This is a genomic window from Bradyrhizobium sp. CCBAU 51627 (assembly GCF_028128765.1).
In the GTDB taxonomy this organism is placed as follows: domain Bacteria; phylum Pseudomonadota; class Alphaproteobacteria; order Rhizobiales; family Xanthobacteraceae; genus Bradyrhizobium.
In genome coordinates this window covers 275,402-293,571 of the sequence record NZ_LBJG01000005.1, presented here as the reverse complement: position 1 = coordinate 293,571, position 18,170 = coordinate 275,402, and the positions used below count along the sequence as shown (strand labels likewise).

The following is an 18,170-nucleotide window of genomic DNA, read 5'->3' as shown; positions in this document are numbered from 1 at the left end:
CTCCGGGTCCGGATCGGGAGTGGGGAAAGAGTGGCAGGGCGGCAGCGAATAGACCGCGTCAGGCGCCAGTACAACCAATGGGTTGCTAACCAGACGCTGGAGGACTACGCGCTGCGCTTCACCGCCAAGAGCGCACGGCGCTGGTCTGCCGCCCGTGTCGCCAACACGGCGCTTGGCGCGATCTCGTTTCTGGCGCTGGAAGCCATCGGCGGCACCATCACGTTGAACTATGGCGCCGCCAACGCGACCGCAGCCATTCTGGTCGTCAGCGTCATCATCTTCCTGTGCGGCCTGCCGATTGCCTACTATGCCGCAAAATGCGGCACCGATATCGACCTGCTGACCCGCGGCGCCGGCTTCGGCTATATCGGCTCGACCATCACCTCGCTCATCTACGCGTCCTTCACCTTCATCTTCTTCGCGTTCGAGGCGGTCATTCTGGCGGCCGCTCTGGAAATGTGCTTCGGGATCCCCCGCCCGCTCGGCTATCTCATCAGCGCCATCGTCATTATTCCGCTGGTGACCTACGGCATTACCCTGATCAGCCGCTTCCAGCTGTGGACACAGCCGCTCTGGATTGTCCTGCATGTGCTGCCCTTCCTGGCGATCGCCTGGGCCAATCCGCATTCGTTCACGGAATGGCGGAAATTCGCCGGCGAGCATGGCGATCCGAATGGGCATCTCGATCTGTTGCTGTTCGGTACCGCGGCGTCGGTGGTGTTTTCGCTGGTGGCGCAGATCGGCGAGCAAGTCGACTTCCTGCGCTTTCTGCCGCGCGACCGCCGCACCTCGCGGACCTCCTGGTGGATCGCGCTGCTCAGCGCCGGTCCGGGCTGGATCATTTTCGGCGCGCTGAAACTGCTGGTCGGCTCTTTCCTGGCCTATTTCGCCCTGAGCCATGGCGTCGCGCTCGAACAGGCGGCCGAGCCTGCCAGCATGTATCTCGAAGCCTTTCGCTATGTGCTCTCGCAGCCGGATCTCGCGCTGGCGCTGACCGGCACTTTCGTGATCCTGTCGCAAGTCAAGATCAACGTCACCAACGCCTATGCCGGCTCGATCGCCTGGTCGAACTTCTTCTCGCGGTTGACGCACAGCCATCCCGGTCGCGTCGTCTGGCTGGTGTTCAACGTCGTGGTGGCGCTGCTCCTGATGGAAATCGGTGTCTACAAGGCGCTGGAGCAAACGCTGGCGCTCTACTCCAACGTCGCGATCGCATGGGTCGGCGCGCTGGTGGCCGATCTCGTGATCAACAAGCCACTCGGCCTCCGTCCGCCACAGATCGAGTTCAAGCGCGCCCATCTCTACGATATCAACCCGGTCGGCGTCGGCGCCATGTCGATCGCCACCATCGTCTCGATCTCGGCATTCTACGGCCTGTTCGGACCGACCGCGAAGGCGCTATCGGCCTTCGTCGCGCTCGCAGCGGCCTTCGTTTCTGCGCCGCTGATCGCGTGGGCCACCGACGGCAAGTACTATATCGCGCGGAAGCCGAAGCGGGGATGGCAGAACGTCGAGGCGATTCAGTGCTGCATCTGCGAGCACTCCTTCGAGCCGGAGGACATGGCTTCATGTCCGGCCTATGCCGGACCAATCTGCTCGCTGTGCTGCTCGCTCGACGCCCGCTGCCATGATCTCTGCAAGCCGCACGCCCGGGCCGGCGCGCAGGTCTCGGAGGCGCTCGGCAAGATGTTGCCCGAGGCGATCCATACCCGGATCAACTCGCAGTTCGGCCAGTATATCGGCGTGTTCGCGATCTCGGCCGGCCTGGTCGGCCTCGTGCTCGGACTGATCTACCTGCAGACCTCGGCGACCGTGCATGCCGATGCGCTGCTGGCTGACGTGTTGTGGAAGGTGTTCTTCGCGCTGATCATCATCATCGGCGTCGTCGCCTGGTTGTTCGTGCTTGCGCAGCAGAGCCGTCGCGCGGCGGAGGAAGAAACCCGGCGGCAGACCACACTCCTGATCCAAGAAATCGACGCGCACAAGCGCACCGACGCCGAATTGCAGCGCGCCAAGGAGGTCGCGGAATCCGCCAACCTCGCCAAGAGCCGGTATGTGGTTGGACTGAGCCACGAGCTCCGCTCTCCCCTGAACGCGATCTCCGGCTATGCGCAGTTGCTCGAGCAGGACAACAGTTTGCAGCCGCGGCCACGCGATCAGGTACGCGTGGTCCGCCGCAGCGCCGATCACCTGTCGGGATTGATCGACGGCATCCTCGACATCTCCAAGATCGAGGCTGGACGGCTCTATCTCTCCCGCGACGAGGTTCGCCTCAGCGATTTCCTCGATCAGCTCGTCGGCATGTTCCGCCTGCAAGCTGCCGCCAAGGGCATCGACTTCGTGTTCAAGCGGCCACCGGTGCTGCCGCTCGTGGTTTATGCGGACGAAAAGCGGCTGCGGCAGATCCTCATCAACCTGCTGTCGAATGCGATCAAGTTCACCCAGACCGGCAGCGTCAAATTCGTCGTGTATTATCGCAGCCCGGTCGCCGAGTTCGAAGTCGTCGATACCGGCCCCGGTATCCAGCCGGACGATCTCGAACGCATCTTCGCTCCCTTCGAGCGCGGCGCGCTTGGCGTCGCGCAGCCGCAGACCGGCACCGGCCTCGGCCTTACCATCAGCCGCCTGCTCGCGGGCGTGATGGGCGGGGACATCAAGGTGACGAGCGCGGTGGGCCATGGCGCGACCTTCCGCGTGAAACTCCTGCTCTCCGAGGTCACCAATCCCAGGCGTGATGCACCGGTGGAGGCGCCGATCTACGGCTATTGCGGCCCGCGCAAGACGATCCTGATCACCGATGACGATCCGACGCATCGCGACCTCCTGCGTGAGGTGCTGGCGCCGCTCGGGTTCATCCTGCTCAGCGCCCCGGATGGTCCCGGCTGCCTGGCGCTGGCGCAGCACTGCCGGCCCGACCTTTTCCTGCTCGACATCTCCATGGCGGGCATGGACGGCTGGACGGTGGCGGAGACGCTGCGCGCAAACGGCCATCACACCGCGCGCATCCTGATGGTATCGGCGAGCGCGCTCGAGGCGCATGGCGCGCCGCTGGCGCAGCCGTTTCACGACGGATATCTGATGAAGCCGATCGACATCCCGCGGCTGCTGGAAACCATCCGCCAGTTGCTCAAGCTCGAATGGCAATACGAGGCCGACCAGGCGCCGGTGCCGCCGTGGAAACCGGAGAGCGGCTCGCTGCCACCCGTGGAATATGTCGACGAGCTGATCGAGCTCGGCCGGCTCGGCTATATCAGGGCAATCCAGCTCAAGCTCGACGAAATCGGCACCGAGCTTCCGGAGCACGCCGACTTCGTCACCCACATGCGGGCACTGCTCGACCGTTTCGATCTCGACCAATACATGGCGACGCTGAAGACCCTGCACAGCTATGATCACTGATCCCAAGAAGCGCGACGTCGCCCTCGTCGTCGACGACTCTCCCGAGACGCTGCGGCTGTTGACCGACGCCCTCGACGGCGCGGGCATGACCGTCATGGTCGCGCTCGATGGCGTGTCCGCGATGCGGATCGTCGACCAGATCACGCCCGACATCGTGCTGCTCGATGCCGTGATGCCCGGCATGGATGGATTCGAGACCTGCAAGCGGCTCAAACGCGATGCCGGCCTCGACGGCGTTCCGATCATCTTCATGACGGGCCTTGCCGAGACCGAGCACATCGTGCGCGGACTGGAAGCCGGCGGCGTCGACTATGTCACGAAGCCGATCGCGATAGAGGAGATGCTGGCACGCATTCGCGTCCACCTTGCCAATGCGCGACTGACCCAGAGTGCCCGCGCAGCGCACGACGTCTCCGGCCGCTATCTCCTCGCGGTCGACGATGCCGGCAAGATCAAGTGGGCCACGCCGCAGGGGCAGAAGCTGCTCGCAGATATGCTCGCGGTCGATGCTGATCATGACCTGATGCTGCCTCACCCGATACCGCAATGGATCAACCAGGTGCTAAGCGGCAAAGCCGGCTCGAAGGCTGCTTCAATGTCCGCAGGCGACGAGCAGCTGCGACTGCAATATGTGGGCAAGCTCGGCCCGAACGAATTCCTGTTGCGGTTGGCAAAAGATGCGGGCGCGGACTCGCCAGCGGAATTCCCCCGCGAACTCGGGTTAACGGCGCGCGAGGGCGAAGTGCTGTCCTGGCTGGCGAAAGGCAAAACCAACCGCGACATCGCGCAGATCCTCGGGCTCTCGCCGCGAACCGTGGACAAGCATCTCGAACAGATCTATTCCAAGCTCGGCGTCGAAAATCGCACGGCGGCGGCGGCGATCGCGGTCAACGCAAACAGGCGCAATTCGTAGAGACGCTTTTTTTGCAGCATCGCTTCTGATTTGAGGGGTTGTCGTGGCCCGATCCCGCTGATGGCGGAGCCAAATGATGCGCCGATTTTGCGCCGCATCATTCCAAGTGCCATGGAAAACGCTCACTTTTTGAGCATGCAACGACGGCGGAGCTCGGGCTTAATCACGCCAACGTCGAATCGTGCCCACCAACAGGTGGGCACGATTACGAGAAGACAGGTCGTGGAGGATCGGATGCGACGGCTTGTGCGGATCGCTCTCTTGGGGTTCGTCTCTACGTTGACTGGCGCGGCGCTCGCCTTCGACCATGGACAATACGACAACGTCTCGCCCGACATCCGCGCATGGTTCAAGAGCGCGACGGCGCCGAACGGCGTGCCGTGCTGCGACATTTCCGATGGTCATCGTACCGACTATGATTATCGAGACGGCGCCTATTGGGTGCCGATTGAAGGACAGTGGATGGCTGTCCCCGAGCGCGCCATTATCCGCGATCACGGCAATCCGATCGGTCAGGCCGTGGTGTGGTACGCCCATCACCGCGGCAATATCATCATCAGCTGTTTTGTGCCCGCAGACGCCGTATAGATTGTCGAGCGGCCTCGGGATTATCAGGTCATCGTGCGAGATCGACCTCGTGTGTCCGTCGAGCGACGTCACGTAGGAACCGGCCAGGAAACGTGTCCCCGCAATGCAGGCTGACGTCCAGGTGAACCCTGCATTGTCTGACCGAATGGCTCGAACCATGACTGAGCCTAGATTCGGCGTGGCCGGTCGCGCATGCAGCCCAACTCGCGCGCAATCTCGCGCGGGCACACTCTTCAATATTGTCGCAGGCCTCGAAGAGCCCGACACGACGGATTCAACGTCATGCCGCCCTATTTCCACGAAGGCTTCGAGGACTTCGTCGAGCTTGTGGTGCCGGTCCTGCAGGAGCGCGGGCTGTTCCGCGCGGAGTATGAGGGCGCGACACTGCGCGATCATCTGGGCCTCGCGCGACCGGCCAATCCGTTCTTCGCCTCCAGCTGTGGGGCCCATCCGCACCGGCCTTCTCCAGTGCGTGCTTTGCTCGATCCCGACCGACCTCAGGGCTACGCAGATGATCGACGGCAAAGGATGTCCACCGGCATCCTGGCAAAATCTCGCATGCGCTGACCGCGTCCTCGCCAGACTCGACGCCGCGCCACTGCGCCTGGTCAGACGAGGCTCGATTTGCCCCGACTCAGCACCTCACCCGCGCCTTTGCCTCCGACGATCTTGCACTGTTCGTACACGACCCGGCCGCGGGCAATGGTGGTGACGGGCCAACCGGTGACCTCGAACCCTTCCCACGGCGTGTAGTCCGAGCCGTGATGCAGATCGGCTTGGCGGATCGGTTTCTTCAGATTGCGATCCCAGAGAACGATGTCGGCGTCGAAGCCAACGCCGATCGAGCCCTTCCGCGGATAGAGACCATAGATCCGTGCATGGTTGGTCGAGGTCAGCTCGACGAATTTCTGCAAGCTGATCCGACCCTTCGACACCCCCTCGGAGAACAGAATTGGCAGGCGCGTCTCGACGCCGGGAATGCCGTTTGGCACCCAGCGGAACGAGGTGCGCGCATTCGGCGTCAGCTTTCCCTTGGGATCGTCGTAGCGGAACGGGCAATGGTCCGAGGAGAAGGTCTGGAACACACCTGATGTGATCCCCTCCCAAATCGCCTGCTGGCTTTCGGCATCGCGCGGCGGCGGCGAGCAGACATATTTCGCGCCCGTGATGTCCATGTTCAGGCCCTTCATGTCGTCGGCCGTCAGCGTGATGTATTGCGGGCAGGTCTCGGCATGAACCGGCAGTCCGCACTGCTGGGCCCAGCGCACCTGCTCCATCGCCTCGCGCCCGGAGACGTGCACGATCATGATGGGGACCCCGACGATCTCGGCATGGCTGATGGCCCGGTGCGTCGCCTCGCGCTCGACAGCCTGCGGCCGCGACACGCCGTGAAAATAGGGTGCGATGTGGCCTTCGCGCTCGAGCTTGCTGGTGAGGAAGCGAATCGCGTCGTAACCCTCGCAATGGACCATCACCAGTGCTTCTTCGCGGCGCGCAACCTCGAACACCTCGAGTAGCTGGTTGTCGCTGAGCACGAGGTCGTCATAGGTCATGAACACCTTGAACGAGGTGTAGCCGTCCTTGACGAGGGCCGGCAACTCCTGACCGAGCACGACGGCCGTCGGATCCGAGATGATGAGATGAAAGGCGACGTCGATGTAGCACTCGCCTTCGGCGAGCTTGCGGTAGTTCTCGACGCAGGTGCGCAGCGAGGTGCCCTTCTCCTGGAGCGCAAAGGGCAGCACCATGGTATTGCCGCCGGCCGCCGCCGCGCGCGTCGCGGAGGCAAAGTCGTCGGCCATTACGACGTCGGGGCCGGAGGGCTGCGAGATATGAACGTGGCTGTCGATCCCGCCCGGCAGCGCGAGCAGCCCTGTCGCGTCGATCTCCCGCGCCGCGCCCTCGATGCGCTCGGCGATGCTGACGATGCGGCCGTTGCGAATGCCGATATCGGCGGGGAACTCGTCGCTGGCCGTCACGATGGTGCCGCCGCGAATGGCGAGATCGAGCTGCGTCACAAGGCTCTCCGTCACTTCATGTGAGCTGAGGTCTGGAAGATGCGGCCCCACCGGGCAAGCGCGCCGACGTCGCCGCCGGCGAGCGCGAGGGTGCGCCAGAGCGTCACCAGGACCGAATCGAGCACGACAATACTGAGCTCGGCCTCGAGCGGGGCGACGAGCGCGGCGCCGTCGAGATTGGTGCAGAGAATAACAACGGCGTCGGCGCCTTCGGCCGCAACCGCACGAATCATGTCGGCGATCACCGCCGGCACCACCTCGCCGAAGGAGAAGTTGTCGCGCAGCCCGAGATGCCGCTCCGCGTGAGGCTTGAGCCCCTCCTTCGTCCAGACCTCACCGATACGCCGCTGCACATCGTCCGTGTAAGGCGAAACCAGCGCGACCCGTTTGGCGCCGAGCGCCCGAGCAGACTCGATGCAGGCGAGTGTCGAGGTCGTCGCCGGAACGCCCGTGCGCGCGGTGATCCCCTCGCACAGGCTGCGATCGCGTCCGATCCCGAGCCAGCTCGCCGACGTGCCGTTCCAGGCGATGGCATCGACCTTGGCGTCGGCCAGCAGGTCCGCCGCCGGAAGCATCACGGACGGATCGAACTGGTCCAGTGCGGCTTCATCGAGCGCGATCTCGGTGACGCGGAAGCGCGAGAAATGCGCGGAGACGCCGGGCACGTCGTGCAGCATGGCGCTGGTGACGGGTTCCAGCACGGTGTTCGACGACGGCGTGATCATGCCGAGGCGTTTGCGCATGCGCCTACTCTACGACGCCTGCGCCAGCCGGGTCGACTCCTCGCGAATCAGAGCCAGGATGTGGCGCTTGGCGTCGTTGAATTCCGGACTGGTGATGTCGCGCGGGCGCGGCAGGTCGAAATTGACGGCCTCGCGGATCCGCCCTGGGCGTCTGGTCATCACGACGATCTTGTTGCCCAGCACCAGCGCCTCGTCGACACTATGGGTGACGAACACGATGGTGCAGCGGCGCCTCTGCCAGATCGCGACGAGCTCCTCCTGCATTTCGAGCTTGGTCTGGGCGTCAAGCGCTGCGAAGGGCTCGTCCATCAGGATCACGCTCGGGTTCATCAGCAGCGCGCGGGCAATGCCGACGCGCTGGTTCATGCCGCCGGACATCTCGGAGGGATGATGGCGCTCGAAGCCGCGCAGGCCGACGAGATCGATGAATTCCATGGCGCGGTGATGCCGCTCGGCTCTGGCCACGCCCCTGAGCTTGAGGTGGAAGGCGATGTTGTCGATCGCCGTCAGCCACGGCATCAGGGTCGGCTGCTGGAAGACGACGCCGCGGTCGGACCCCGGCCGCTCCACCTGCTGGCCGTCGACCAGCGTGCGGCCTGAGGTCGCCTGCTCGAAACCGGCAATAATGTTCAAAAGCGTCGACTTGCCGCAGCCGGACGGGCCGAGCAGGCAGACGAAATCATTGGCCTCAATGTCGAGACTGATGTTGTCCAGCGTCAGCAGGTCGCGACCGCGACGCTTGTCCGAAAACACCTTGACGATGTTGCGAAGCTCGATTGCCGCCATCAGCCCGCCCTGCCTTGCACGGTGGTTGCCTGCTGCCAGCGCAGCGTGCGCGCCATGATCGCCTTGAGACCGAGATCGGAGAGATAGCCGAGTAGCCCGATCGAGATCATCGCCGCGAGAACGATGTCGTAGCGCAGGAAGTAGTATGAATCCCACAGGACGTAGCCGAGGCCGCTCTTCACCGCGACCATCTCGGCCGTGACCGTCAGCATCCAGGCCGAGCCGACCGCGATGCGCAGGCCCGCAAAAATCGACGGCAACGCCGCCGGCAGCACGATGTCGGTCAGCATCTGCCGACCGCTCGCGCCCATCATCGCGCCGGCACGAACGAGATTGTGATCAACGGTCTTCACGCCATGAATGCTGTTCATCAGCACCGGAAAGAAGGCGCCGAGGAAGACGAGGAAGATCGCGGGCTTGTCGGCGATGCCGAACCAAATGATCGCGAGCGGAATCCAGGACACCGGCGGGATCGGCCGCAGCATCTGCAGCGTTGGCTCCAGCGTCTTCTCGAACAGGCGCGACCAGCCGATGGCGACGCCGGCGAGAATGCCGAGGGCGCTCGCCAGCGCAAAGCCACCGAACACGCGCAGCGCGCTAGCGAGCGCATCGCGCAACCAGTGGCCTGAATAGGTCTGCGTGGTCTCGTCGAAGCCGAACACCCAATCGCCGAGCGCATGCAGCACCGCGCTTGGCGCCGGCAGCAAGGCCGGCGGCAGCATGCCGCTGCGGGCGAAGGCCTCCCAGCCGACGATCAGCAGCGCGGGCACGATCAGGCGTTCGAGCCCCTGGAGCGTCCGCGTCAATCGAAACGCCGGTTTCGGCGGCGACACGTCAGTAACCGAGGTCATTCCTAGCCTTTCCGGTCGCCTTCTCCAGGAACGAATAGTCCATGTTCTTCTCCGCTTCCGCGGAGACGTCCTTCGAGATGTACTTGAGATCGCGCATCATCGCGGCGATCGCCAGCGTCTGCGAGCGGTGGATCGCCGGATCAGGCGAGGCGTTGTTCAGCGCTTCCGTCGCCACGTTCTTGTCGAGACCGGTAAGCTTGTTGATGACCTCGATCCACGGCCCCTTATCGGCGATCAGCTTGTTGTCGAGTTCAACCACGGCGCTGACGACACCCTGCACGCCGGCACGCTGGCTGGCGATCACGTCAGAACGGGTGACGATGAGGTTGGTCAGATTGCCTGCCGCCTGGTCATATGGCAGCACAAAGTGCCTGCCGGCCCCGGCGAGCCGGATCTGCGAAGCGAACGGCTCGACCGAACAGATCATGTCGACCTCGCCGCGCTGGAGTGCCGCGAGATGATCGGACGGATTGGGAATGTTGATGAACTGGATGTCCTTGTTGGGATCGACGCCCTGCTTGAGGAACGCACCGCGCATATGGATGTCCTGCGCATTGCCGCGAGACGCCGCGACCTTCAGCAGCTGGCCGTCGCTCTTCGCTTTCGCAACGGTCGCCTTGAACGCGACCCAATCCTCCGGCGGCAGGTTCAGCTTCGCCGACGACAGACATTCCGAGCCACCATTGATCTGACCGGAGACCGCGACGACGTCAAAGCCTTTGTCGAGCGCGGTGATGTAATGCAGGTAAGTGACCTGCGCGACGTCGATGCTCTTCGACACCAGGGCGGTGAGCACGTCGTTGCCAGAGTTGAAACCTGTGGCCTCGACCTCGACGCCCTTTGCCATGCCCGGGATCAGCGACATCGGCAGGCAGTGCGCGCATTTGGCGTAGCCGAGCTTGATCTTGGCGGTCTGCGCGGATGCAAGATCGCTTCCGTGAAGTATTGCCGCCACCGCCACGAGACCCAGTCGCCAACCCGTCCGCATCGCTCACTCCGTTTCGAAGGCGCGAAACCTCGCGCGTGTTGCGAGATCATCGGTCGGCCTTCGCGGCAGCGCAACGGGGATTCTGCATGCTGCATACAATTTGCGCGCTATGCCATTGTTTTCAGCTACATGCGTCATCATTTTAGGCAGGCCATAGAGCCGGAAACGGCTAGGATGAACTGAAGCAATGAGGCGCACGTGCAGCAGAAGTCGGAAAGCCCGAAGGGACGAAAGTCGCTCAAACTCAAGAGGATGGGCCTGCATGAACGCGCCGCTGCGCGAATGCGGACGATGATCATTCGCGGCGAGCTGCCGCCCGGGTCGCAGACCCAGGAGACAAAGCTGTCGAAGGAACTCGGCGTCTCGCGAACGCCGCTGCGCGAGGCCATGAAGGTGCTCGCAGCCGAAGGCTTGATCGAGCTCCGTCCCAACCGCAGCCCGCGCATCGCCGACATCGCGGTGGACGGCATCTCGGAATTGTTCGAGGCCCTCGCCGGCATCGAGCGGCTTGCCGCAGAGCTTGCCGCCGAGCGCGCGACCGAGCGCGATCTCGCCCGCCTGCGCACGCTGCAAACCCGGATGGAAGGCCATCACCGCAACGGCAAGCTCGACGAGTATTTTGCGATCAATGGCGAGATCCATAACACCATCGTCCGCATGGCCCGCAACACGCCGCTGCGGGAAGCGCACGAAACGCTGATCTCCCGTGCCGAACGCGCGCGTTATCTGGCGCTTGGCGCCGACAAGCGCTGGAGCAATTCGGTCGACGAGCATGCCAACATCCTTGCGGCCCTCGAGGCGCGCGACAGCGAAGCGGCGGGCCGCCTGCTCGGCGCCCATGTCCGCCAGACCGGCACCGCGCTGCTAGAGACTCTCGCGCCCAAGCCCAAGCTGACTGCGGCCTGATCATGAAGCTGCTGCTGCTCAACCCCAACACCAGCACCTCCGTCACCGAGCTGATGGTGAGTGTCGGACGGGGCGCGGCCTCATCAGGCACCGAGATCATCCCCTGCACCGCGACCCGCGGCGTGCCCTATATCTCGACGCGGACTGAGGCGCAGATCGGCGGCGCCATCGCGCTGGAGATGCTGGCCGAGCAGCACAAGAAGGTCGACGCAGCGATCATCGCGGCCTTCGGCGATCCTGGCCTGTTCGCCGCGCGCGAGACATTTGACATTCCCGTGGTCGGCATGGCCGAAGCCGCGATGCTGACCGCGTGCATGGCCGGCCGGCGCTTTGCCATCGTCACCTTCGCGCAGGCGCTGGGCCCCTGGTACGAAGAATGCGTCCGCGATCACGGCCTGCGTGAGCGCTGCGCCGGAATCCGCATGCTCGATGCGCCGTTCCAGGCGATCTCCGAGGTGGGCACCGAGAAGGAAGATCTTCTCGTCGAACTCGCCCAGCGTGCCATCGTCGATGACGAGGCCGACGTCCTGATCTTCGCAGGCGCGCCGCTCTCGGGTCTCGCCGAGCGCATTGCCGACCGGATCCCCGCTCCCGTCGTCGATCAGGTCGTCGCCGCCGTGAAGCAGGCGGAGGCGCTGGTCGCATTGCGCCTGCGCAAGGCAACAGCCGGCACGTTCCGCCGGCCCGCCGCCAAGCCCACCATAGGTCTTGCCGACGCGCTCGCCGCGAGGCTCGAGCATCGCGACAGCTGATCAGAGAGGCGGCCGGCGATGCGAAAAACCCAATTCATTTTCGATGGCACGGCCAAAGGCAAACAAGCGGGATTCGCAACCCGGCGGCGCGATGATCTGGATGCCGAAGGGCAGCTCGTTCTTCTCGCGCCGCGCCGGCAGGGTCAGGACCGGAAAGCCAACCAGCGAGACGATGAAGGTGACGGCGAGATAATCGATCGGCGTCTCCAGCGCCGTGCCGTCGATCGCCATGACGTCGCTGATCTGGTTCGGCCAGGGGAAAACGGACGCGGCAGGCGCGGCCACGAAATCGGCGCCCGTGAACAGCTCGCAAAAACTGCGATAGATCACGGTGCGACGACGCTCGGCGTTGAGGTAATCCTCGGCCGAGAGTTTTGCGCCGGCCTCGATATTCCAGATCACGGCGGGCGTGAGCTCGGCACGCCGCGTCCTCAGCAACTCGCCATGACTATTGAAAATGTGCGCGGCGCGGCCAGCGTGTCCCAGCCGAGCGGACGGCGCGGCAATGGGATACGCCCGGGCGTCGGCCGGATCGAGGCGACGTCGCAGAAGCTCGCGGGCGTGCGCACCGAGCCGCCGAAATCGGTGCCATGCGCGAGCGGCACCATGCCGGCTGCGACCGCAACGGCCGCACCGCCGGACGATCCGTCGGAGGTCAGCGCGGGCTCAAACGGATTTCGAGTCGGACCACATATCTTGTTGGTGCAGACCGCGCCGAAGCCGAATTCGGGTGTGTTGGTCTTTCCCAGCATGATCGCGCCGGCGCGCCGCAGCCGCGCCACCACCACATCATCTTCGGCCGGAACGTGATCGCGAAACAGCACCGACCCATAGGTGGTGGTCAGCCCCGCAGTATCGGTGAGGTCCTTGATGGCGACGGGCACGCCATGCAGCGGGCCGACCGGCGCAGGCATGGCGTCGCAGAGGTCCGCAGCACGGCGGGCGCCTTCCACATCGACCGTGATGAATGCCGCCAAGTGCCCATCACTGTGCGCAATCCGCGCGAGATGCGCCTCGACAACCTCGCGAGAGGACAGCTCGCCGCCCGCAATGGCGCGCGCAAGGGTTGTAGCCGTGAGGTCGCAAATCGGTTGATCGGATGTCATCGCTCCACCATGCCAAAGCTGGCGGCGAAAAGCGACCGGCTCGGGCACGAGACTTGCTTTCTCCTTGGGAGCAACGGGAGGCAACACCATGGTTGATGCGCCTAGCGGACGATCGCTCGTCGTCGATGCAGTGACCCACCGCTATCCGAGCGGCGCGCTCGCGGTCGAGAACATCAATCTCGACATCAAGGGCGGCGAGATCATTGCTCTGCTTGGCCCATCCGGTTGCGGCAAAACCACGCTGCTGCGCATCATCGCCGGCTTCATCGCGCAGACACAGGGGCGGATCATCATCGGTGACGGCATCGTCGATGCGCTGCCGCCGAACCGCCGCTCGGTCGGCATCGTGTTCCAGAACTACGCGCTGTTCCCGCACCTCTCCATCAGCGAGAACGTCTCCTATGGCCTCGCCGCCCGCGGCATCGACAAGGCCGACCGCCAGCGCGAGGCACAGCGGTTGCTGGAGCTGGTACAACTTCCGACTATGGCCGAACGGCTGCCGCGGCAGCTCTCCGGCGGCCAGCAGCAGCGCGTCGCGCTGGCCCGCGCGCTCGCGATCAGGCCATCGATCCTGCTGCTCGACGAGCCCTTTGCCGCGCTCGACAAGAATTTGCGGCTGGACATGCAGATCGAGGTCAAACGGCTGCAGCGCGTCTCCGGCATCACCACGCTGATCGTGACGCACGACCAGGAGGAGGCGCTGTCGATGGCCGATCGCGTCGCCGTGCTCAGCCATGGCAAGCTCGAGCAGTTCGGCACACCGTCCGACGTCTACGACCGGCCACAGACGCTGTTCGTGAATACGTTTGTCGGATCGACCAACCGCATGCCCGGCGTCGTGGTGTCGGCGGATCGCGCGGCTGCGAAGGTCCGCCTCGATGCCGGTGCGGAGATCATCGCGCGTCCTGCGGCAGGCGCCCTCACCGAGGGCGGCCGCGTCACCGTCTGCATCCGTCCGGAGCATCTGCAATTCGTCGGTGACGAGACCGGCTTTGCCGGCGTGGTGGGCATGTCGCTGCCGCTCGGGGCCACCGTCGTCCACGAGGTCACGACCGCCGACGGTTCCGGCGTGAAGGTCTCGCAGGCCCGTTTCGGCGAGACGCGCGCGCTGGAAAGCGGCGCGGCGGTCCGCCTTGCGCCGCTCGCCCCGTCGCTCGCCAACGCCTTTCCCGCCACGCTTTAGATCCAGTCCTTGTCTGAGAGGGAGTTCGACATGATTATAAACCGCCGAAGCCTGCTGACGACCGCGCTCACACTCGGCGCCATGAAGGCGTTTCCCGGACTGAGCTACGCCCAGGCCCGTCCGCTGGTGTTCGCGACGTTCACCGGAAGCTGGGAGGAGGCGCACAAGGCCGTGCTGGTGCCGGCGTTCCGCAAGGCCAACGCCGATGCGACGATCGTGCTCGACCCCATGCTGTCGGTCGACCAGATCGCCAAGGTCAATGCCGCCAAGGCTAACCCGCCGATCGACGTCATGCTGCACGATCCCGGTCCCGCCCTCGTCGCGATCGGTCAGGACCTGGTCGAGCCCTATCCGATCGAGAAGAGCGCCTGTTACAAAGACCTGATTGCCGAGGCGCAGGAGCCCATGGGCCCTGCCCCGTTCTTCCAGGTCGTCGGCCTCACCTACAATCCGGAAGCGGTCAAGACGCCGCCGACCTCGTGGGCCGACCTCTGGAAGCCCGAGTTCAAGGGCCGTGTCGGCATCACCAACCTCAATTCGACGCTCGGCACCGGCTGGCTGGTCGAGATCGCCAAGATGCGCGGCGGCTCTGAGGCCAACGTCGATCCCGGCTTCAAAGCGCTGGAGGAGCTGAAGCCAAATCTGGCCGCCGTTGCCGCCAATCCGGGCGCACTCGCGACGCTGTTCCAGCAGGGCCAGATCGACATCTCGCCCGGCAATTTCAACGCGATCCAGATCCTGAAAGCCCGCGGCGTGCCGGTCGAGTTCGTGGCGCCGAAGGAAGGCGCCATCGCCTTCAAGACCACGATCCACATCGTCAAGAACTCGGCGAACCGCGAGCTCGCCTTCAATCTGATCGAGGCGGCACTGACGCCGGAGGTGCAGGCCACGCTGATGAACCCGCCCTATCTGATCGTGCCGACCAATTCCAAGGTGACGATGGGCGGCGAGATCGCGCGCGTGCTGGCCAAGGACACCGCAGAGCTGAAGCAGAAATTCGTGTTCCAGGACTGGAAAAAGATCAACGAGCAGCGCTCGGCCTGGATCGAGCGCTTCAACCGCGAGATCAAGATCTAGGATCCCGCCATGGGCGCGGCGCCGGCTTCACGCGACGTGACGTCCTACGGTATGGGACTGGCAGTGCCGCTGGCGCTGTTCTTCCTGGTCTTCTTCGTCGCGCCGCTGCTGCAGCTGCTCTGGCTGTCCCTGCATAACGACACGGCCGGGCTCCATTGGGGGCTCAGCCAGTACCAGCACTTCCTCACCGATCCCTTCAGCCTCGGCGTGCTCGGCTCGACGCTGCTGCTGGGAGCCGAGGTAACCTTGGTCTGCCTCATGCTCGGCTTTCCCCTCGCCTGGCTCTACCAGCGGGTCGGGCCCAGGCTTCAGACCATTATCATCCTGATCGTGCTGCTGCCGCTTCTGACCAGCGTCGTGGTGCGCACCTTCGCCTGGATCGTCATTCTCGGTCGCCAGGGCATCATCAATGCGACGCTGCAATCGCTCGGCATCATCAATACGCCCTTGAAGCTGCTCTACACCCAGTTCGGCGTGGTGATTGCGCTCGCGCAGGTGCAGATGCCGCTGATGACGCTGCCGCTCATCACGGCGCTCGGGCGCATCGATCCCAATCTCGACGACGCCTCCTGCTCGCTCGGCGCCGGCAGCTGGCGCACCTTCTTCCGCATCGTGCTGCCGTTGTCGCTGCCCGGCGTGATCGCCGGATGCACGCTGACCTATGCCGCCGCGATCACCGCCTTCATCACCCAGTCGCTGGTCGGCGGCGGGCAGATGCTGTTCATGCCGATGTACCTCTATCAGCAGGCTTCAACGCTCCAGAACTGGCCGTTTGCAGCCGCGATCTCGATCATCTTCCTGCTCGCCGTACTCGCGGTCGTCTCAGTCTTCACCACGCTCGGCCGCCTGTCGCGCGGCTATGGAGGAACGTGATGAGCGGGCGCAAGCGCACGCTCGAAGCGATCAGCTTCGAACTGGTCATGACCGCAATGGCGGTGATCGCGCTGATCTTGATCATCGCACCGTCGCTCGTGGTGCTGATCGTCTCCTTCACCAGCGGCTTCTCGCTCAAATTCCCGCCGCCAGGCTATTCGTTGCGCTGGTACGCCGAGCTCTGGGACGCGTGGCAGCTGCATTTTGCCGCCCGCAACAGCCTTATCGTGGCGGTGTGGGCAACCGGCCTCTCGATCGTGCTCGGTGTTGCGGCCGCTCTTGCGATCTCGCGGTCGCGGGCGCTGTCGGCGCGGCTGCTCGATTCCCTCTTCATGTCGCCGCTGGTACTCCCCGCGCTCGCCTTCGGCCTCGCTGCCCTGATGCTGTTCTCGCTGGTCGGCCTGCCGGTCTCGCCGCTGACGCTGGTGATCGGCCACACCGTGGTCTGCGTGCCCTATGTCGTGCGCAACACGGTGGCCGCGCTCGCCCAGCTCGAACCGACCCTGCTCGAAAGCTCGGCGGTGCTCGGCGCAAGCCGCCTGTATACGTTCCGCCGCATCGTCCTGCCGTTGATCCGGCCGGGCATCATCGCGGGTGCCTTCATCGCCTTCATGTCGTCGTTCGACAATGTGCCGGTCTCGCTGTTCCTGCGTGACGCCGCCACCGACATGCTGCCGATCCGGATGTGGCAGGATCTCGAGGGAAAGCTCGATGTCACAATCGCCGCGCTGTCGGGCGTGCTGATCATTGCAACCGTGGCGCTGGTCGCGATCATGGAGCGCTTCACCGGCCTGTCGCGGCGGCTGACGAATTGATCAGGCCCCGCGGAACAGCGAATAGCCCCAGCGCGTGAATTTCAGCGGCAGATGAAAATGGTCGTCAACGTTCTTGATACGGAAGCGAAATGGCGCCACGGTCAGGAAGCCGTCGCGCTCGCCGAAGAACTCGCCGAGATGAAACAGCACCTCGTACTCGCCTGCCGTCACACCGGCACCCTGCGCCACGGAATGATCGAGCATGCCGTCGGCGCCGAGCCGCCCATCGGCGATGCGCAGCGAGTCCGGATCGATCCGCCAGATCTCGGCGCGCAGGCCCTGCGCGGGACGGCCGCTCGCCACATCGACTGCGTGAATGGAAATGCCGCCTGCCACCACGTTCCTCCCCTGAGTGCAGCAGCATGGTAGACGCAAACAATCCCATTCGGCCAGCACCCGCACTGCTGCCCGCCCTTGGGGCGATGACCTCGCTTCAGGCGCTGGTGGCGCTCGCGCTGTTCGCTCCGGGCGTGGTCGCGCCGCGCGCCCATATCGAGGTGTGGCAGCTCTCGATGTTCTCCTGCGCGGTATTCGCCGTCGGCATCCCTGCCTCGTTCTGGGGCGGCGGCTTCATCGCCCGGGTCGGCTCGCTGCGGATCGCGAGCCTATGCGCGGCGGCCATCGTCGTCGGCATGGCACTGGCTTCGCTCGGATCGAGCGCTGCCCTGCTGGCCGCGGGCTTCTGCCTCGGCCTCGCCATGGGGCCCGAGACGCCCGCAAGCGCGGCGCTGCTGGCACGGCTCGTCACCCCCGAGCGGCGCGCCTTCGTGTTTTCAGTGCGCCAGACCGGCAACCAGATCGGCGCGGTCTGCGGCTCGTTGGCCCTGCCCGCGATCGCCGTCGCATTCGGATCGGCCTGGTGCTATGCCGTCGTTGCGGCCCTGGCGCTGCTGGCCATCGCGCTGTTCGAACAGCTGCGGCCGGCCTATGCCGGAAAGGTCATTTCCGCCTCCCAACCTCGATCTCCGCGCTCGCCTGGCGCTGATGACGGCGGACCGGCGCATCGCGATGCTGGCGCTGGCCTGGATGCCGTTCAGCGCGATGCAGGTTTCGCTCAACACCGTCTTCGTCATGATCGGCACGCGCGAGCTCGGCCTCAGCCGTATCGAGGCCGGCATCCTGGACGCCGCGGTCAGCCTCGGCGCGGCCTTCGTCGCCTTAGCCTCCCTCGC

17 protein-coding genes and 2 pseudogenes are annotated in these 18,170 nt (G+C 64.8%); 11 read left to right on the top strand and 8 right to left on the bottom strand.

Annotated features, from left to right (window positions below):
* The first annotated feature begins 30 nt into the window (after window positions 1-30).
* From XH88_RS03600 to XH88_RS03585, 4 genes and pseudogenes are all read left to right on the top strand, one after another.
* Window positions 31-3,399, top strand: a complete 3,369-nt coding sequence (locus XH88_RS03600) for a hybrid sensor histidine kinase/response regulator (RefSeq protein ID WP_271614033.1) — start codon at window positions 31-33, stop codon at window positions 3,397-3,399.
* Window positions 3,389-4,312, top strand: a complete 924-nt coding sequence (locus XH88_RS03595) for a response regulator transcription factor (RefSeq protein WP_271614032.1) — start codon at window positions 3,389-3,391, stop codon at window positions 4,310-4,312. The genes XH88_RS03600 and XH88_RS03595 overlap by 11 nt, the downstream gene beginning before the upstream one ends.
* Window positions 4,313-4,546: 234 nt before the next feature.
* Window positions 4,547-4,900, top strand: a complete 354-nt coding sequence (locus XH88_RS03590) for a hypothetical protein (protein WP_271614353.1) — start codon at window positions 4,547-4,549, stop codon at window positions 4,898-4,900.
* 267 nt (window positions 4,901-5,167) lie between these two features.
* A pseudogene (locus XH88_RS03585) lies at window positions 5,168-5,317 on the top strand (nitrilotriacetate monooxygenase); the annotation flags it as partial.
* Window positions 5,318-5,508: 191 nt separating this feature from the next.
* On the opposite strand, the gene hydA reads toward XH88_RS03585, so the two are convergent.
* Genes hydA through XH88_RS03560 form a run of 5 tightly spaced genes read right to left on the bottom strand, consistent with a single transcriptional unit; the run spans window position 5,509 to window position 10,286 of the window.
* A complete protein-coding gene (gene hydA / locus XH88_RS03580) occupies window positions 5,509-6,918 on the bottom strand; it encodes a dihydropyrimidinase (protein ID WP_271614031.1) in 1,410 nt (469 codons plus the stop codon).
* A gap of 11 nt (window positions 6,919-6,929) precedes the next feature.
* The gene (locus XH88_RS03575; protein ID WP_271614030.1) at window positions 6,930-7,661 is read right to left on the bottom strand and encodes a maleate cis-trans isomerase family protein; all 732 of its coding nucleotides are present in this window, start codon (window positions 7,659-7,661) and stop codon (window positions 6,930-6,932) included.
* Between the two features lie 9 nt (window positions 7,662-7,670).
* The gene (locus XH88_RS03570; protein ID WP_271614029.1) at window positions 7,671-8,447 is read right to left on the bottom strand and encodes an ABC transporter ATP-binding protein; all 777 of its coding nucleotides are present in this window, start codon (window positions 8,445-8,447) and stop codon (window positions 7,671-7,673) included.
* The gene (locus tag XH88_RS03565; protein WP_271614028.1) at window positions 8,447-9,298 is read right to left on the bottom strand and encodes an ABC transporter permease; all 852 of its coding nucleotides are present in this window, start codon (window positions 9,296-9,298) and stop codon (window positions 8,447-8,449) included. Before XH88_RS03565 ends, XH88_RS03570 begins: the two co-directional genes overlap by 1 nt.
* A complete protein-coding gene (locus XH88_RS03560) occupies window positions 9,282-10,286 on the bottom strand; it encodes an ABC transporter substrate-binding protein (protein WP_271614027.1) in 1,005 nt (334 codons plus the stop codon). Before XH88_RS03560 ends, XH88_RS03565 begins: the two co-directional genes overlap by 17 nt.
* 198 nt (window positions 10,287-10,484) lie before the next feature.
* Here XH88_RS03560 and XH88_RS03555 point away from each other — a divergent pair, with 198 nt between their 5' ends.
* Window positions 10,485-11,192: a GntR family transcriptional regulator gene (locus XH88_RS03555; RefSeq protein WP_271614026.1), complete on the top strand. Its 708-nt coding sequence runs from the start codon at window positions 10,485-10,487 to the stop codon at window positions 11,190-11,192.
* Between the two features lie 2 nt (window positions 11,193-11,194).
* Window positions 11,195-11,944 carry an aspartate/glutamate racemase family protein gene (locus tag XH88_RS03550; RefSeq protein WP_271614025.1) on the top strand — a complete coding sequence of 250 codons (750 nt, stop codon included), beginning with the start codon at window positions 11,195-11,197 and terminating at the stop codon, window positions 11,942-11,944.
* Here the strand turns inward: XH88_RS03550 and XH88_RS03545 are convergent, their stop codons facing one another.
* Both XH88_RS03545 and XH88_RS03540 read right to left on the bottom strand, forming a co-directional pair.
* Window positions 11,945-12,430, bottom strand: a complete 486-nt coding sequence (locus XH88_RS03545; RefSeq protein WP_442868411.1) for an amidase family protein — start codon at window positions 12,428-12,430, stop codon at window positions 11,945-11,947. It abuts the gene before it with no gap.
* On the bottom strand, window positions 12,376-13,050 hold the full coding sequence (locus tag XH88_RS03540) for an amidase (protein ID WP_271614023.1): 675 nt from the start codon (window positions 13,048-13,050) through the stop codon (window positions 12,376-12,378). Before XH88_RS03540 ends, XH88_RS03545 begins: the two co-directional genes overlap by 55 nt.
* Before the next feature lie 88 nt (window positions 13,051-13,138).
* On the opposite strand from XH88_RS03540, the gene XH88_RS03535 reads away from it, so the two are divergent.
* From XH88_RS03535 to XH88_RS03520, 4 genes are read left to right on the top strand one after another with little or no spacing between them, the layout of a single operon-like run.
* Window positions 13,139-14,233 carry an ABC transporter ATP-binding protein gene (locus tag XH88_RS03535; RefSeq protein ID WP_271614022.1) on the top strand — a complete coding sequence of 365 codons (1,095 nt, stop codon included), beginning with the start codon at window positions 13,139-13,141 and terminating at the stop codon, window positions 14,231-14,233.
* A 30-nt stretch (window positions 14,234-14,263) separates the two neighbouring features.
* Window positions 14,264-15,310, top strand: coding sequence for an ABC transporter substrate-binding protein (locus XH88_RS03530; RefSeq protein ID WP_271614021.1), 1,047 nt, complete (start codon window positions 14,264-14,266; stop codon window positions 15,308-15,310).
* 9 nt (window positions 15,311-15,319) lie between these two features.
* The gene (locus XH88_RS03525; RefSeq protein ID WP_271614020.1) at window positions 15,320-16,183 is read left to right on the top strand and encodes an ABC transporter permease; all 864 of its coding nucleotides are present in this window, start codon (window positions 15,320-15,322) and stop codon (window positions 16,181-16,183) included.
* On the top strand, window positions 16,183-16,998 hold the full coding sequence (locus tag XH88_RS03520; RefSeq protein ID WP_271614019.1) for an ABC transporter permease: 816 nt from the start codon (window positions 16,183-16,185) through the stop codon (window positions 16,996-16,998). Before XH88_RS03525 ends, XH88_RS03520 begins: the two co-directional genes overlap by 1 nt.
* Here XH88_RS03520 and XH88_RS03515 read toward each other — a convergent pair whose 3' ends face one another.
* Window positions 16,999-17,334, bottom strand: a complete 336-nt coding sequence (locus XH88_RS03515; protein ID WP_271614018.1) for a hydroxyisourate hydrolase — start codon at window positions 17,332-17,334, stop codon at window positions 16,999-17,001. It lies immediately after the preceding gene.
* Between the two features lie 26 nt (window positions 17,335-17,360).
* Between XH88_RS03515 and XH88_RS03510 the strand changes: the two are divergent.
* Window positions 17,361-18,141: pseudogene (locus XH88_RS03510) on the top strand (MFS transporter); the annotation flags it as partial.
* Window positions 18,142-18,170 lie beyond the last annotated feature (29 nt).

Bases quoted from the DNA above. Each gene is read 5' to 3' on its own strand.
- XH88_RS03540 (WP_271614023.1), bottom strand. From the start codon at position 13,050: ATGACATCCGATCAACCGATTTGCGACCTCACGGCTACAACCCTTGCG.
- XH88_RS03535 (WP_271614022.1), top strand. From the start codon at position 13,139: ATGGTTGATGCGCCTAGCGGACGATCGCTCGTCGTCGATGCAGTGACC.
- XH88_RS03565 (WP_271614028.1), bottom strand. From the start codon at position 9,298: ATGACCTCGGTTACTGACGTGTCGCCGCCGAAACCGGCGTTTCGATTG.
- XH88_RS03530 (WP_271614021.1), top strand. From the start codon at position 14,264: ATGATTATAAACCGCCGAAGCCTGCTGACGACCGCGCTCACACTCGGC.
- XH88_RS03575 (WP_271614030.1), bottom strand. From the start codon at position 7,661: ATGCGCAAACGCCTCGGCATGATCACGCCGTCGTCGAACACCGTGCTG.
- XH88_RS03520 (WP_271614019.1), top strand. From the start codon at position 16,183: ATGAGCGGGCGCAAGCGCACGCTCGAAGCGATCAGCTTCGAACTGGTC.
- XH88_RS03570 (WP_271614029.1), bottom strand. From the start codon at position 8,447: ATGGCGGCAATCGAGCTTCGCAACATCGTCAAGGTGTTTTCGGACAAG.
- XH88_RS03590 (WP_271614353.1), top strand. From the start codon at position 4,547: ATGCGACGGCTTGTGCGGATCGCTCTCTTGGGGTTCGTCTCTACGTTG.
- XH88_RS03525 (WP_271614020.1), top strand. From the start codon at position 15,320: ATGGGCGCGGCGCCGGCTTCACGCGACGTGACGTCCTACGGTATGGGA.
- XH88_RS03550 (WP_271614025.1), top strand. From the start codon at position 11,195: ATGAAGCTGCTGCTGCTCAACCCCAACACCAGCACCTCCGTCACCGAG.
- XH88_RS03595 (WP_271614032.1), top strand. From the start codon at position 3,389: ATGATCACTGATCCCAAGAAGCGCGACGTCGCCCTCGTCGTCGACGAC.
- XH88_RS03560 (WP_271614027.1), bottom strand. From the start codon at position 10,286: ATGCGGACGGGTTGGCGACTGGGTCTCGTGGCGGTGGCGGCAATACTT.